The 15,443-nt window shown below is 50.0% G+C and carries 12 protein-coding genes; 3 read left to right on the forward strand and 9 right to left on the reverse strand.

Features of this window, described 5'->3' with window-relative positions:
- Nucleotides 1-41: 41 nt before the first annotated feature.
- The 3 genes from HCR03_RS18250 to HCR03_RS18260 all read right to left on the reverse strand — a co-directional run bounded on the left by HCR03_RS18250 (nt 42) and on the right by HCR03_RS18260 (nt 3,146).
- Nucleotides 42-866 (reverse strand): carbohydrate ABC transporter permease, encoded by an 825-nt coding sequence (locus HCR03_RS18250; RefSeq protein ID WP_139104085.1) that lies wholly within the window; start codon nt 864-866, stop codon nt 42-44.
- A gap of 5 nt (nt 867-871) precedes the next feature.
- Complete coding sequence (locus HCR03_RS18255; protein ID WP_228725018.1) at nt 872-1,738, reverse strand: carbohydrate ABC transporter permease; 867 nt, start codon at nt 1,736-1,738, stop codon at nt 872-874.
- Nucleotides 1,739-1,808: 70 nt separating this feature from the next.
- The gene (locus HCR03_RS18260; RefSeq protein WP_156991194.1) at nt 1,809-3,146 is read right to left on the reverse strand and encodes an ABC transporter substrate-binding protein; all 1,338 of its coding nucleotides are present in this window, start codon (nt 3,144-3,146) and stop codon (nt 1,809-1,811) included.
- Nucleotides 3,147-3,320: 174 nt separating this feature from the next.
- Here HCR03_RS18260 and HCR03_RS18265 point away from each other — a divergent pair, with 174 nt between their 5' ends.
- The 3 genes from HCR03_RS18265 to HCR03_RS18275 are packed head-to-tail and all read left to right on the forward strand — an operon-like array spanning nt 3,321 to nt 6,752.
- Entirely contained in the window at nt 3,321-4,841 is a 1,521-nt protein-coding gene (locus tag HCR03_RS18265; RefSeq protein ID WP_187035801.1) for a cache domain-containing sensor histidine kinase, read from the forward strand.
- A gap of 53 nt (nt 4,842-4,894) precedes the next feature.
- The gene (locus HCR03_RS18270) at nt 4,895-5,179 is read left to right on the forward strand and encodes a sensor histidine kinase (RefSeq protein WP_267459197.1); all 285 of its coding nucleotides are present in this window, start codon (nt 4,895-4,897) and stop codon (nt 5,177-5,179) included.
- Entirely contained in the window at nt 5,157-6,752 is a 1,596-nt protein-coding gene (locus HCR03_RS18275; protein ID WP_187035803.1) for a response regulator transcription factor, read from the forward strand. The genes HCR03_RS18270 and HCR03_RS18275 overlap by 23 nt, the downstream gene beginning before the upstream one ends.
- Nucleotides 6,753-6,900: 148 nt before the next feature.
- Here HCR03_RS18275 and HCR03_RS18280 read toward each other — a convergent pair whose 3' ends face one another.
- From HCR03_RS18280 to HCR03_RS18305, 6 genes are all read right to left on the reverse strand, one after another.
- Nucleotides 6,901-8,583 (reverse strand): glycoside hydrolase family 13 protein, encoded by a 1,683-nt coding sequence (locus HCR03_RS18280; RefSeq protein ID WP_066646026.1) that lies wholly within the window; start codon nt 8,581-8,583, stop codon nt 6,901-6,903.
- A gap of 53 nt (nt 8,584-8,636) precedes the next feature.
- A complete protein-coding gene (locus HCR03_RS18285) occupies nt 8,637-10,307 on the reverse strand; it encodes a glycoside hydrolase family 66 protein (RefSeq protein WP_139104086.1) in 1,671 nt (556 codons plus the stop codon).
- A 23-nt stretch (nt 10,308-10,330) separates the two neighbouring features.
- Nucleotides 10,331-11,167 (reverse strand): carbohydrate ABC transporter permease, encoded by an 837-nt coding sequence (locus HCR03_RS18290; protein ID WP_207727258.1) that lies wholly within the window; start codon nt 11,165-11,167, stop codon nt 10,331-10,333.
- A 9-nt stretch (nt 11,168-11,176) separates the two neighbouring features.
- The gene (locus HCR03_RS18295; protein WP_187035805.1) at nt 11,177-12,100 is read right to left on the reverse strand and encodes a carbohydrate ABC transporter permease; all 924 of its coding nucleotides are present in this window, start codon (nt 12,098-12,100) and stop codon (nt 11,177-11,179) included.
- A gap of 48 nt (nt 12,101-12,148) precedes the next feature.
- Nucleotides 12,149-13,966, reverse strand: a complete 1,818-nt coding sequence (locus HCR03_RS18300; protein ID WP_187035807.1) for a glycoside hydrolase family 66 protein — start codon at nt 13,964-13,966, stop codon at nt 12,149-12,151.
- Nucleotides 13,967-14,083: 117 nt separating this feature from the next.
- A complete protein-coding gene (locus HCR03_RS18305; RefSeq protein ID WP_187035809.1) occupies nt 14,084-15,406 on the reverse strand; it encodes an extracellular solute-binding protein in 1,323 nt (440 codons plus the stop codon).
- Between the last annotated feature and the right edge of the window lie 37 nt (nt 15,407-15,443).

Raw genomic sequence — 15,443 nt, forward strand, 5'->3', positions numbered from 1 at the left:
GAAAATCCAGGCTTTGCCAACCTGCGGCAGGTACGGAAGCGTCATCCTTTTACAGCCCCGGCGGTCAGGCCTTTCATCAGGCTTTTCTGAAAGATCAGAAAAGCGACGATCACAGGAATCACGGCAATCACGGCCGTCGCGGCCATCAGATTCCAATGCGCACCGGCAAACTGCTGGAAATAAACCGACAGCGCCTGGGGAATGTTATGCTTTTTCGTATCCTGCAGGAAGAATACCGCTTGGGCGTAGTTGTTCCAGATGCCGAATCCGTTCAAAATTATAACGGCGGCGACGGATGGCTTGAGCAGAGGGAACGTGATTTTCCAGAAAACCCGGAACCAGGAGCATCCGTCGATAATCGCGGCCTCTTCAATTTCCCTTGGCAACGACTTTACAAATCCCGTAAAGATGAAGACGGAGGAGGGAAGAGCGATTGTGGCGCAGACCAAGCTCATTCCCCAAAGCGTGTTGATTGCGTTCAGACGGATCATCAGAGCGTAGAGAGGGACGGTGTTAATGATTCCCGGAATCATCATGCAGCTCATGAAAAGCCAGAACACAAACTTGTTGAATTTATAGTCGAACCGGGCGATAGTGAAGGCGGCCATTGCTCCGAAAATGAGAATGATCGCCAGCGATTCCACAGTGATGACAGCGGAATTGACAATCGCCGTTCCAATGTGGGATTTCTGCCAGGCATCAATAAAGTTCTGAAAATAAAAATCCGGTACGAACAGATTTCCCTGATAAAAGATCCGCTGAGGCTTGTTGAGAGACAGAATCAGAAGAATATAAAACGGAATCAGACAAACGGCGCAGATCAGAATAATTGCCAGATGTTTCATGAAATTGACTGCAGAATTCAAACCGTTCACTCCTTTTCCCGCGTCAGCCGCATCGAAATCATGACGGGAATCAAAATGATAAAGAACATGATGATCGCCACGGCGGTGGAATACCCGGTTTTGCTTCCGTAGCACATACGCATGATATAAATGCTGAGGGTTTCGGTGGCGTACCCCGGGCCGCCGTCGGTCAGAGCCATGACGATATCGAAGACGGCAAGGGAACCGATAATGTTTGTAACGACGTTGATCCGAATAGACGGCAGCAGCATCGGCATGGTGACATAGCGAAAGCTGTCCCAGAAACCGGCTCCGTCGATTTTCGCGGATTCGTACAGCTCATCGGGAATGCTCTGCAGTCCCGCCAGGTAGATTACCATGGTCATCCCGGCGTACTGCCATACGTTTACAAGAACAAGCACAACCATACACGCGGTGTAATCCCCAAGCCAGTTCCCGAGAAGCGAGGATTTTCCGATCAGATCCAACGCGTGAAAAACAAATCCACGGTCCGGCTGCAGCAGCATGTACCAGATGTACCCCATAATCAGAGGGCTGATAATGGCGGGCAGATAGATCATCACGCGGGCAATGCCTTTTCCCTTGAATTTTCCATTCATTAAAAGCGCGTACCCAAGACCTACCAGATTTAGCAGCGGCGCGCTTCCCAACGCAAAGATCAGCGTGTTTTTAATATCCGCAATGGCCCTACTGTCTTTAAAAAAATCAAAGAAATTCCGCAGGCCGATAAAATTAGCTCTGCTGATGCCGTCCCAGTCCGTCAGGCTCATCCAGATTCCCTGCGAAAGCGGATAAAGAAAAAACACCGCGAACAAAAGAAAAGCGGGAACGGCCATAAAAGTGTGCAATCCAATTTTTTTTGTTTTCATCATACCGGCAGATAACCCCTTTTAAAAAACGGGGGGGTATCTTTTAAGACACCCCCGCGCAAAATGTCTTCGCTTATTTCATGCCGTCGTTCCAAGCTTTTTCGTACGCTGTGGCAAAGGTTTCCGGCGTGTATTTTCCGCCGAGCAGGTCCTGCACCATACGGCCCGCGTCGTCACCGGAGAATCCGGCCGGCTTTTCATTGGTGAAATCGATGTTGGCGGCGGATTTCAGGGCGGTGGTGACCTCATTTGCCAGAAGCGCCGGCGCCCAGTCGGCCTGAACATCCGTGAAGGCGGAGGGAGCTCCCGCGGCTTCGCTGTATTTTTTCTGGTTTTCCGGTTTAAACAGATAATTTAAAAATTCGATGGCCTCCGCTTTGTGCTTGGTCGTGGCGGAGATGGAATAACCGGAATCCTCCGCGCTTAAAATGACCGATTTGGATTTCGGCATATAGGATGGATAAGGAGCAAAGCCGATTTTGCTCACGATATTGGGATCGGCGTCCGTCAGGCTGGAGAGGACCCACATCCCGTTGCTGAACATGGCGGCTTTTCCGGTGACGAAATCCTGCACGCAGTTGTCGCTGGTCGCGGTCAGCACGTCGGAGTTGATCAGGCCTTTGTCCTTTAGGTCCAGCAGGTCTTTTGCGAACACGGCCATGGGGCCGTCGGCGGCGCCGAAGTTCAGCTTTTCCTTGTCGTTGTCGAGCATCGCTTTTCTCGCGCCGACCGTTCCGAGCGTCTGCTTTATGTACCCGTGCGGAATGAATTCAATCAGGTGGCCCAGATGCCACGCTTCTTTTCCGAAGATAAACCACGGGGTCACGCCGGGTTTCTTTTGCTTGATGGTTTCCAGATTCTTTTCGAATTCTTCCCAGGTGGTTGCCTGCTTTAAACCCAGCTCGCTGAAAATATCTTTGTTGTAAAAGAATCCGGCCATTGTCATGTTGGTGCAGACACGGTACTGCTTTCCGGTTTTCACATCGGTGCAGTCGGCCTTCATCGCGGCGGAAAGCCGGCTCCACCAGTCCGTCTGGTCGGACAGGTCAAGGTATTTGCCCTCATCGACGTAACCCTGCTCGTAGGTCGTCATGATGTCGGGTACCTCGCCGGAAGCAAACTTGATCTTGATGATGTTACTGGCGTCCTTCTGGTATTCCTGCTCCACCGTGATCTTGTCCTGGGACGAATTGAAATCATTGATGATTTCATTCATGACATCGATGGTTTCGATTTTGCCCGTGAATAGTTTCAGGGTTACTTTTCCCCCGGAATCCGACTGCGAGCCTGCTTCGGAAGACGCGGCTCCCTGAGGCTGGGACGACGCGGAGGGGCTGACCGACGTAGCGCATCCGGAAAATGTTCCGCCAAGAAGCGCCGCACTCAGCAGTACGGCTAAAAGTTTTTTCAATGAAAATTCCTCCTTTAAAATTCAACTGCCTCCTTTTTAAGAGTAACATGTTTGCAAAGAAAAGAAAATTCCCGCTTTATTAGATAATAGTTTGAGTTTTTTGGATTGATTATTGGTTTAATTGCTTAACGCCCGGATTGTTGGTATAATGTTAATAAGGGGGAGGCGGCGTTGATGAAAAGACGATTTTTTCACCCCTATCGCAGTTGGAGCATCCGGCGAAAGCTGCTGGTGATCATATCTCTGCTGATCGTCCTGTCCGTGACGCTGGTATCCGTATTAAGCTATAACCGTTATACGAATTACTTTACGGAGCAGACCAAAGAACAGACCCAGCAGATCATCGATCAGATCAGCATGAATGTGGATACCTACCTGAAAGAGCTTTTTCGGCTCAGCCTGACGCCCTATTACAATAACAGTGTCATGGAGGAACTGGAAAGTCAACCCCAAAACGATATGGAGAAGCTGGAAAAGCAGCGAAAAATCGAAAATTATCTGGGCTCCGTCATGATCTTGCCCCGCGACGATATTTTGCGCGTTTATATTCTGACGAACAGCGATGTTTACTCCAATGTAAAAACGCCCTATAACATGGCGGATTACCTTGATTACACGAAATCCTCGTGGTATCGGCAGGCCATTTCCACCCAGGAACAGATTTTTCTTCCCGTCCATTCGGAAAAGGTCTTCGGAAACGACAAAACGCAGATTTTTTCCTTTGTTCAGAGCCTTCGAAGCAAAGAGGATAATTCCAGGGTTCTCGGCGTGATCAAGGTTGACGCGAATTACGCGGGAATTAAAACCATTTGCGATAAAGTTCAGTTGGAGGACGGCAGCGCGCTTTTTATTATCGACCAGGATAAAAACATTATCTACCAGAACAGCAGATTTACGGTCGGAAAGCTGGATGACCCAATTTATCAGGCTGCTCTGGAGACGGACGGAAGCACGATTTCTTTAATTGACGGGACAAAATATGTCATCAACACTTCCACCCTGAGTACGACAAGCTGGAAGATCGCAAAAATCAGTTCTTACAACCAGTTAAACCGGTATTTTTTGGAAACCAGGAACGCCGCGATTATCGCTGCGCTGGTCTGCGCGGCCGCTGCCGTTTTTGTACTGGTCCTGTTTGCAAACAGCTTTTTAAATCCTATTTTTACGATCGTCAGGCGGATGCGGGAGGTGCAGGACGGCGACCTGTCGGTGCAGGTTCCGGTGAAAAACCATGATGAAATCGGGTATCTGACCGAATCTTTCAACACGATGGTAAACAGGCTCCGGCAAACGGTGCGCAAAAACACCCGGCTCGTCAAGGAGGTCTATCAGTCGCGCTATCTGCAGAAGGAGGCGCAGTACAACGTGCTGTGCAGTCAGATTAAGCCGCATTTTTTGTATAACACGCTCAATACGATCAGCTTATTGATCAAGTGCGGGGAGCAGGACGAGGCGATCCGCAGCATAGAGGATTTTTCGTTTTTTCTCCGGGGAGTCATGAACACAGACAAGGACATTCCGCTGTCTGCGGAGCTGAAGCTGGTGGATGCTTATCTGAGTCTGCAAAAGACCCGGTATGAAGACCGCTTTTTGTACCGGATTGAGATTCCGGAGCAGTTTATGAAGTATGAAATTCCTGCTTTGACGCTGCAGCCGATTGTGGAAAACGCCATTATTCACGGTTCTGTGAGCTGAAACGGGGAAATTCCGTCATTCAAATCGGCTGTAAAGAGGAGAAAAACAGCTTCGTGATTTTCATTGAGGATAACGGCAGAGGAATGGAACAGCCGCAGGTGGAAGAGATGAACCGCATGTTTCGGGTTCCTCCTTCTCAAGTTTCTGACCGGGGAGAGGACGTTCTGAACGAAAGCATTGGGCTGATGAATGTGAATTCCAGACTGCAGCTGAAATTCGGGGCGGAATATGGGATCAGCGTTGCATCAAAGACCAATGAGGGAACTTGTGTATCTTTGCGTATGCCGATCAACGGCAGGAAAGGAGAGCGGACCGATGTATTCCTTAATGATTGTTGACGACGAACCGTTGATGGTGAAGTATTTTAAAAACAGTATTGAAAGGATTGCTCCGGAGTGGCAGGTTTCCGGCATTGCGCTGGATGGCCTGCAGGCAGTTGAATTGCTGCAGCGGCAGAGCTTTGAGCTTGTGGTCACGGACATTCGGATGCCGGAAATGGATGGCCTGGAGCTGGCAAAATTTATCAGCGAAATCTATCCTCAGACCAGAGTCGTGATTATTTCCGGTTTTGATGATTTTGATTATGCGCAGAGGGCCATTCGCTGCGGCGTTTCGGACTATCTTTTAAAACCGATCAGCGATCAGAGCATCGCCGATACGCTGAAGAAAATTTCCGAGCAGATCCGCTCGGCTCAGTCAAAACTCTTTTCGGAGGATTTCCTTTTCAAAGAGGAGAGGCTGACGGATCCGGAGCTTCGGTCCCGGTTTTTGAGTTCAGTGATTCATCAGGAAAGCCCCAACATGAAATCGATTTATTCCGTCATGGCAGGCAAAAAGATGGAGCTGCTTCAGCAGGCTTATTCTTGTGTGGGGATAATCGGAGTCGATTCGGCTGCTTTAATGACCGAGGGAAAAAGCTACCAGGAAACGGAGTCGTATCAAATGCGCTTGAATCAGACCTGCATGGAAAACTGCAAAGACGACCCCAACTCCGCGGTATGCTACTGCGACGGAGACAACACGGCCGTTTTAATCTGTTCCCGGGAAAAAGAAGAGATGCTCGAAAAGGCTCGGCGGTTTTACAAAGAGGTGCGTTCCCAAATGGAACGCGACTATTCTGTTCCGACACTAAACGCGATTGGTACGGTGGAACATGATATTCTGTGCCTGCGGAATTCCTATGAAGCCGCGTCGCAGAATTTTATTCTGGCTTTTTTGCAGCAGCCGGGGCTCTCTTCGGGGGAGGAAGGCCGGAATCCGGCCGCCGGCTTTGCGGGGCTCGCGTCTTCGGTTTATTCCGACTATATATCTGGCAATGATTCCGGGATTTACGCCGGTCTCAAGGATTTTTTTCAAGGTTTGCCGGACGATGCCGACCCTCTGGTTTCCGCGCGTTTTGGCCTTTCCCTTCTGCAGCAGATCTGTAAGAAGGGCAAAGTCAAAAGAAATCGTTTGGAAAGAGGTTTTCAGCAGCTTGCGCTGTCATGGCAGAAAACGCGCGGCAAGGCGGCGGGAGATGGAATGGCGGACGCGGTTTATCAGGCGATCCTTGCGCTGAATCAGGATGAAAAGCTTCAGCTTGCCGATGACGGCAATCATTTGGCGGAACGGGCCAAAGAATATATTGCCGCCCATTACAGCGAACCGATCAGCCTTACGCTGATCGCTGAAAAATTAGGGGTTTCGTCCAGCTATTTAAGCGATCTGTTTCACAGGGAAGTGGGGGAGCCTTACTCCAAATTTGTTACCCGGGTCAGAATGGAACAGGCAATTATGAGAATGAAGGCGGACCCAAACAAGAAAATCTATACATTAGCCGCGGAGGTTGGGTTTATCAATTCCAAGCATTTTAATTCGGTCTTTAAGAAATTCTACCATGTTACTCCTACGGAATACTTTAAAACCCTGTGACACCTTTACAAAATAATTGCAAAAAATGCGCCTTGAGCGGGCGTTAAAACCCGCTTTCAGGCGCATTTTCATGTTGTTGGACCCTGCTGCTTCGCGTAGTTTGCTGTCACAAATTCATTTTAAAGCACTTTGTTTCGAGCGTTTCGGTTCAGCTTAACAGATAGACGCGGCTTTCGAAAGGAGGAAGATCCATCGTTTTCGAGAGAATTTGGTTTTCGCATGCCGGATCATTTGAAATGAGCAGAGATCCGGATGGGCCGACGGAATCCGGAAGCCTGACCTGCGCGGCTTCTTTGCTGAAATTCAGAACAATAAGCAGAGTCTTTTCATGATACTCTCTCTCAAAACAGATGACCTGTTCGTGGTTTTCCAGCAATGGGCGGTAGGAACCGTAAATCAGCGCCGGGAATTTCCGGCGCAGCCGGATCATTTTCTGGTAATAATGAAAAACGGAGTCCGGGTCGGAAAGGTTTTGGCTGACATTGATCCGGCGATAGTTTGGATTGACCGGGATCCACGGCTCGGCCTGGGAAAAGCCCGCGTTGGGAGTATCGTCCCACTGCATGGGGGTTCGCGCGTTGTCGCGGCTTTTAGCGCGGATGTACCGCATGACCCGAGCCTCTTCGCCCGGATACCGGTCGTTCAGCTCACGGTAGGCGTTCAGCGTTTCAATATCGCGGAACTGCGCGATGTTCTGAAAGGGGACGTTGGTCATTCCGATTTCCTCCCCCTGATAGATAAAAGGCGTTCCCTGCAGGGTCAGCAAAAGGGTCGCAAGCAGCTTTGCGGATTTTTCCCGGAATTCTCCGTCGCTGCCGAACCGTGAAACGGAGCGCGGCTGGTCGTGGTTGCCAAAGTACAGACTGTTCCACGCTTTTCCGTCCAGCTCCGTTTGCCAGCGGGTGATGATTTCTTTCAGGTCGCGCAGCGCAACCGGCCGGTCGTTCCATTTTCCGTTTTCGTTGCCGCCGAGGTCCACATGCTCAAACTGAAAAACCATATTCAGCTCATGCCGGTCAAAACCGGCATATTTTTGCGCGTCCGCCGTTGTGATTCCGCCGGTTTCTCCAACCGTCATCACATCGTATTTGCTCAGAACCTCCCGGTACATTTCCTGCAAAAACTCATGGACGCGCGGCCCGTTGGTGGTGTGTTTCCATCCGTCTCCGTACTTTTGTCCGGGCGGAACCTCTCCGTCGGGAAAACGCTGATCTTTGGAAATGGCGTTGATCACGTCCATCCGGAACCCGTCGACGCCCTTCTCCAGCCACCAGGTCATCATATCGTAGACATTTTTTCTCACCTCAGGATTTTCCCAGTTTAAATCCGGCTGCTTTTCGGCAAACAGATGCATGTAATATTGTTTTGCGGATTCGTCGAATTTCCATACGGAGCCGCCGAAGACAGCGCCCCAGTTGTTGGGCTCCCTGCCGTCTTTTCCGTCTTTCCAGATATAATAGCCGCGGTACTGATTCGCGGGTGACTGCCTGCTCTTTTGGAACCATTCATGCTCGTCGGAGGTGTGGTTTACCACAAGGTCCATCACGATTTTCAGGCCCTTTTGATGGGCCTGTGCGAGCAGCTCCTCAAAATCCCGCATGGTACCGAATTCCTTCATGATTTTGCGGTAGTCCCGAATATCATAGCCGTTGTCCGCGTTCGGCGAATCGTAGATCGGGCAGAGCCAGATCACGTTTGCGCCTAAATCCCGGATGTAGTCGAGCTTTTGGATGATTCCCCGCAAGTCGCCGACGCCGTCCCCGCTGCTGTCCAGAAAGCTTCGCGGATAGACTTGATAAACGACGGCTTCTTTCCACCATTTCTTTTCCACTGACTTAACCTCGCTGTCGTCATAATTTTTTGCCTATGATCCCTGCATTGACGTTAGGGTAATTTTACCTTGATCGCAATGACGTCCCAGATTTTCAATTCTGGAACTGAAAATTGAACCGCGCGGCACCCGTTCTCGCGTATACTGCGGGTGAAATTCAGCGCTTGACTCTCTCCGTGATTCAAATCGGGCGACATCAGGCGCACCTCCTCCACGTCCTCCGCGACCAGCGCGTCAACGTGGATTCCTTTCACAAAATCGGGCGATTTTTCCTGGGCACGGTTCCAATCCATGTGGTCGATCCCGGTAAAATTGACCAGGTGGATCACCCGGTAAGCCGCCGTGTGTTTGATTTGGGTCCAAACGCAGCCGGCCTTTGGAGTCGTTGAAAATTCGGCCCCGGCAAACAGATAGTCTTCGTTGATTCCGCCGGTATGCGTTCTGGTGTCGTCGACAAGAGAAAGGTCGAAAAGGAGCTCTTCGTATGCGGTGATAAAATCGTAATAGTCAAGCATTCGCGAGACAAATTCCCCGCTTTGCAACCGGCAGTAATCAGAATAATATGCCTGTGTCAGCAAACCGTTTTCTTCCCCGAGCAGAAGATGGAAGCCTCCGCTTGAAAAGATTGTCGCCATCGCAAGAAAGGCGGTCCACATGATGTTTTGAGGATCGTCACAGCCCGCGAAGGGAAGCAGATATGCGGCCAGAATCACCTGTTTGTCCGGCGCCGCCTTCTTTGCGTCGGCGATTAATCGGGTTAAGTCGAAATAGGTGTCGTTGGGGGACCAGACTTCGATATAAACACAGTCCTGATCCGTATCCGCAACGGCGTCGGCCGGCCAGTTGTTAACCGCGTTAAAAATGGCCCCGCAGCCCGGCAGGGCCGCCTTTGTGTCGTTGATCAGCGCGGGAAAATCTTCCCGCAGCTTTCGGAGCCTCCATTTTCCGTTCTTTTTGGCGTACGCCTCCTTGGGAAAGCCGTACTGATCCATATGAATGCCGTCAAAGCCGAATTCAACCGCTTTTTTATATTCGCCGAGAATATGGTCGTGCCATTCGCTGCCCCTGCTGATATCCATAAAATAGATGCGGTCGATAAATTTCATCGGCTCGCCGTGCCCGTCATAAAGAGAGCATTCCGGGTGCTCCTGACGGTACTTTTCGGCTCCGTAAACGGCGCCGTAAGCGAAGGCTTTCATGCCGTGGCGGTGTGCAAGCCCGATTTTATTTTTGACCGCGTCCATGGAAGAGGCTTTCCCCATAATATCCGTAAAATCGCTTTTCGGAGGGAAAAAATCGTCATGCCGGTACATCCAGTCGTAAAACTGGATGACATTCAGATGATAACGGTTCATCTGGAGAATGTCCCTGTCGTCCGTGAGATTTTCTTTCTCAAAATCGGATAAAAAGCCGTATCTCGGAGCGTACCTCCAGTTTACCGCCCTGTCGCACGCGGTGGTTTGCCGCGAGACAACCGTCTCACCCCGTTTTTGGATGGCCTGCACCCAATATCCCTCCATGCTTCCCCGGCTGTTTGGAGGAGCGTATTGAAACAACAGGGTTTTCTGAACGGCTTTCTCTTCTTCAAAGCAAAGCCGGCCCAAATGAAACAGCCGGATTTTCACTGTGTCGTCGGAAGAAAATCCCTCCTCGACATGGACTTCGAAAGCGAGGGGTTCGTTCATGGAAAACTGAGCTTTTAGTGGTGTGATGTCTCGAATCATATGGTTTGCCTCCCGTCTTGGTTTCACCTCAGCCCTTCACGGCGCCTTCGCCGCCCGCGGACTGAACAAGATTTTTTTTGTACGATAATAAACATAATCAGCTCCGGAATAAACAGGAGGACGGAAGCTGCCATCACCGTTCCCCATTCGGTTGCGTGTTCCCCGCGCAGCAGCTGCAGGGCCACGGGCAGGGTCCATTTGTCGCTGTCTTTTATAAAGGTCAGAACGGTGAAAAAATCACTCCATATTCCTGAAAACACCATAATGCCGAGGGTTCCGAGAGAGGGTTTGGAAAGCGGGAGAATAATGTGCCAAAAAACGCACCAGCGTCCGCCGCCGTCTATGATCACCGATTCTTCAAGCTCATGGGGGATGTTTTCAAAGAAGCCCCGCAAAAAGAAGGTGTTGCCGGCAATGCCTCCGCCGACCATCAGCAGAAGAATCCCCGTGTAGGTGTTGACCAGATGCATTCCGCTGATGACGGAATACTGGGCAATCAGGTTTAACACCCCCGGAACCATCATGGTAAACAAATAAAGGTTGAAAATTAATTTTTTAAACGGGAAATCGAACCTTGCAAATCCGTATGCGGACATGGAAGAGATGAGAAGAACGCACGCTGTTACAACCGTTGCCAAAAACACGCTGTTAACAAAGTACCGTAAAAAATTGTCCTCTTCTATGACCTTAACGTAGTTCGAAAAATTGACGGAATCCGGCAGTATTTTCGGCGGGTAGGGCAGCTCGTACATCGCCTGACTGAAGGATGTGCTGATCATTGATAAAAACGGAATGAGCGAGATGATGACAAAAAGCCATAGAAATAGGTATTTTGCACTTTGACCAAGTCTGTGTTTCATCCAAGCCACCTAGTTCCTTTCATATTTAAAGAACTTATCTCTAAATATCGTCAGCAGCAGAATCGAAAGCCCTGTGATGACGCTGATCGCGCAGGCATAGCCGAAGTTCATGTATTTGAAGGCCTGATTGTACATGTAGTTCTGCAAGACATCGGTAGTTCCGATGGGGCCGCCGCTGGTCAGCATATAGACGGCAAAGAACACGTTGAAGGAACCGATAATCAGATTGATCAGAACGAAATACGTTGTGGGCCGGATTAAGGGAATGGTGATTTTTAAAAATTTCTGCGTTTTGGTCGCGCCGTCTATTTCGGCGGCTTCATAAATATCCTTTGAAATTCCCTGCAGGCCCGCCAGATAAATAATCATCACCCACCCGATGCTTTTCCAGATACCGAAAATCCAGATGACCGCGTTCGCGGTCCAGGTGCTTGAGAACCAGGCGATCGGCTGCTGTAAAATATTCAGCTTCATTAAGTAGTAGTTGACAAGGCCTGCTTTTCCGTCGGAAAACAGATAGAGAAAGATGATACTGACGACGATCCAGTCGATGAGAACCGGAAGGTACAGAATCGCGCGGAAAAACGTATTGAACTTTTTAACGCCGTTGATCAGAACAGCCAGGATGAGTCCGATCAGCATCCCGGGCGGAATGGTGAATACGCCGTACAGGATTACGTTGCGAAAGGCAATCCAGAACTTATCTTTTTCATCGCCGACAAAGGCCTTGGCGTAATTTTGGATTCCCACAAAGATGCTGTTCGACGGCTGCATGATGTTATATTCCGTTAAGCTCATCCAGACGTTTTTAATCTGCGGATAGATGACAAAAATGCAGACGAAAACAAATCCGATGAGGATAAACGGAGCAACCGCGATCAGCTGGCGCGCGCCTTTGCGGAAAGACGTTTTTTCAATCGAGTTTTTATCCATAGACACACCTCCTGATAAGACAACCGAGTAATTGCTTGAGCCGGACGATTATGCCTGCGTCTGCACGACAAGCATATCCCAGTATTGCAGGGAAGGAATGTTTACACTTAGTTTTCCATTTTTTACGGAAAAGTCAAGAGGAAACATGCTTCCGCCCTTGATATCCGGCGATGCCAGGAAAACGCTTTTGACTTTGCCGGAAAAATCGTCCAACTTCAAAGTAAAGGCGCCGAGTGTTTTGGGGTTTTCACAGCTTGCCGTATCGTCGCGCCATTGCTCGTCGGACCTCGACAATAGATTGATCAGTTGAATGGTTTCGCACGTTTTGTTTTTGGAACCGAAAACCCAAACGCTGCCTGCGTCGCCCGAATCACTGACGGGATAACCGTCAATCTCCGCGGTGAGATCCGACCAGCTTTTCTGGCCATGCAGAATATTTTCATAGGCGGTCAGAAAATCGTAGTAGCTTCTTAAATCATTTTTCAGGTGATCCGATAAAATCATTTTTTGATTCGGGAAATACTCGCTTGAAAGCATCCCGGTATCTCCCAGTTCAAGGTGGGACCCGCCCGCGGCGAAAATAACGGCGTCTGTCAGTTTAACCGCGTTTTCGTTGAACTCCCGGCCGGACGCTTTGTAATTCATATAAGCGGCGATTACAGACGATTTCTTTCCCCCGGAAAGCCGTGTGTTATCATCAACCGCGTCTTTCAGACGGCTGTAGGTCGGGTAGGTGTCGGGCCAGACTTCGGTGTACAGAAAGTCCGTGTTTGCTTTGGCGGCTTCGCCTGCTCCATACCCGTTTACCGCGTTCATTACGATCCCTTTTTTCAGAGCCTTTTTTGCCTGGTTCAGGAAACCGGTGTACTGTTCGTCAAGTGAAATCCTGTTTCCGTCGTAATCATACCGGATTCCCCGGTTGCCCAGCGTATCGACATGGAAGACGTCGAAATTGTAAATTTCAAAAGCATCTTTCTCCCGTGAAAGGAGGTCGTTTTGCCAACCCGCGCTGCCGGGATTCATCAGATTCAAATTGCTGGCCCAGCTGGTCGGAAGCTCGTGCGTGTCCTGCAAATCATGCTCGGGGTCCTTATAGAGCCCCCATTCTTTTTGAATGCCGCGCTTTTCGTAATCGTTGTACGCCGCGAACATCAGATTGTAGTTGCAGGCCATCATGTTTCGGCTGTGGCAGGCCTGAATATAGTTCTTCACGGTTGATGCGAAAGTGTCGCGGTTGGCGATATCTTTCCATTCTTCCGCCGGATTTTGTAGGGTGCCGGCAAGCGGCTGGTCGTGGGAGTTCTGCCAATCATAAAATTGCAGCCCGTTAATGTGATATTTGCACAGCCAATCCACCGTGTCCTGAGTCTGTTCCTTTGTCATTTCACCGTAATTGCACAGGTAACCGTAACGGGGAAATTTTTCCCATGTGGATGATACATCAACCGCGGTGTTCCTCTGGTCTTCTATTTGATTGCCCGTTACGGCCAGAACCTCTACCAGATAGCCCGTGTAATCCTCCGACGGCGGAAGCCATGCGGCTGAAACGGACTTTTCCTCGCCCTTTTTCAGCCCGACTTTAATCTCCTGTGTTTTTACCGTCTGATCCAGGTGTTTAAATTTCAGATGGAGCGTTCCTTCGAAGTCGCGGCCCGTCTGATTGTTTAAAGAAAGGGTGAGGCGGACGGTTTCCTTCGGACGGTACGCCGATTTGTCCGTGAACACGTCGTGGATCAGTTTGCTCTGGGCTGCGTAAGAATCCGTCGGCTGAATCTTGACCTGATTGCTTTGGGAACAGCCGAAGACGAGAGTGAATAATAGGAAGCCCGACAAGAGAATCCAGATCATTCTGCTGCTTTTTTTCATAAGAACCTTCCCCGTCAAAAAATATAGTAAAATCCAGCCTGCCGCCCCGCCGCTGCGGAGCGGCAGGCTGATTTGATTCAGGATGGCGCGGCTTGTTCGGCCGTAATGGAAAAAGCTTTATGAATTCTTCGCGAACAGGTCGTCGAGCTGCTTTGCCAGCGCGTCCAGATTTTCTTTTACGGTGCCTTTGTGGCGGAATGCCTTTTCAAAAGCAAGGCTGATGTCGTTATCCATTTCCTCAATCGACGGATTCGGAATCCTTGCCCAGGAGGTTTCAAGCTGCTGCATATAAATTTTGAAAATCGGGTTGGAGGTCAGCTCGGAGTCCTGAGCCACTTTTTTGTTGACGGGATACTGGTTTACCTCAAGCGCCATGGTCTTCTGGGCATAATCGGAGAACATGAATTTCATGAACAGCCAGGCTGCTTCCTGATTTTTGCAGTTCTGGAACATGACCATGTCTTCGCCCCCGACCACCGAAATGCTTTGGGAAGTGTCGGCGGGCATTTGCGCATAGGTATCGTTGTCGGTTGTCTTTTTATCCTGCAGGGTATAGAACCACGGCCCGTCGTTCACCATCATGTAGCCGTCGTTTGCTTTCAGGCCGTCCCATGTTCCGGGCTGACCGTTGAGCATGCACTTGCCGATCAGGCCCTTGTCGTTCCATGAAACCAGCTTTGTCAGCGCCGCGATACTCTCATCGCTGTTGACATACCCGGTTGCCTTTGTGTAGCCGTCGTCACAATATTTTCCGCCGAGCGACAGAAAATACGGTGCCATGCTCCACATACCGGTTCCGGATATACCGATCAGCCCGTTTGGATGCCGGCCTTTGATTTTTTCAGCCGCTTCGGCTAATTCATCCATCGTTTTCGGCGCCGCGCTCAAGCCCGCGTCCTGTAGATCGGCATTATTATAGATTGCGATCGTCGTATTGGTATCGAGAGGAATACCGTAATATTTCTCTTTCCATTTACACGTGTTCAAAGTAGCCTCATAGCTGTTGGACTTGATGTCGCTGAATCCGTCCATGCCGTCGACCGCAACGAGAGCATTTAAATTTGCAAACTGCGGAACCCAGGTAATATCCATCCGCATAACGTCCGGCGCGGAACCGCTCGCCGCCGCCTGTAAAACCTGCTGCTTAAAGTTATCGGTCGGCATGGTGACCGATTTGATTTTGATATTCGGATACTCCTGATTGAATGCCGGGATAATTTTTTCGTTCAGCACCTTCGCTTCTGAATTTGCGCTGTAGGTATGCCAGAACGTCACCGTAGCCTTTATGTCTTTTGCTGATGTCGCCGACGCCGTACCGCCCGACGCCCCCGGAGCCGCGGAAGCAGCGCCGGAAGAACCGGACGAGCATCCTGCCATCGACGCTGCCATGACGGACAGCGAAAGGAATAGTGCCGCCAAACGACTTGCTTTGTTTTTCATAACAGCAACCCCCTGAAAATAATAGAATAAAACTTTG

This window comes from Caproicibacter fermentans, from assembly GCF_014303955.1.
Lineage (GTDB): Bacteria > Bacillota > Clostridia > Oscillospirales > Acutalibacteraceae > Caproicibacter > Caproicibacter fermentans.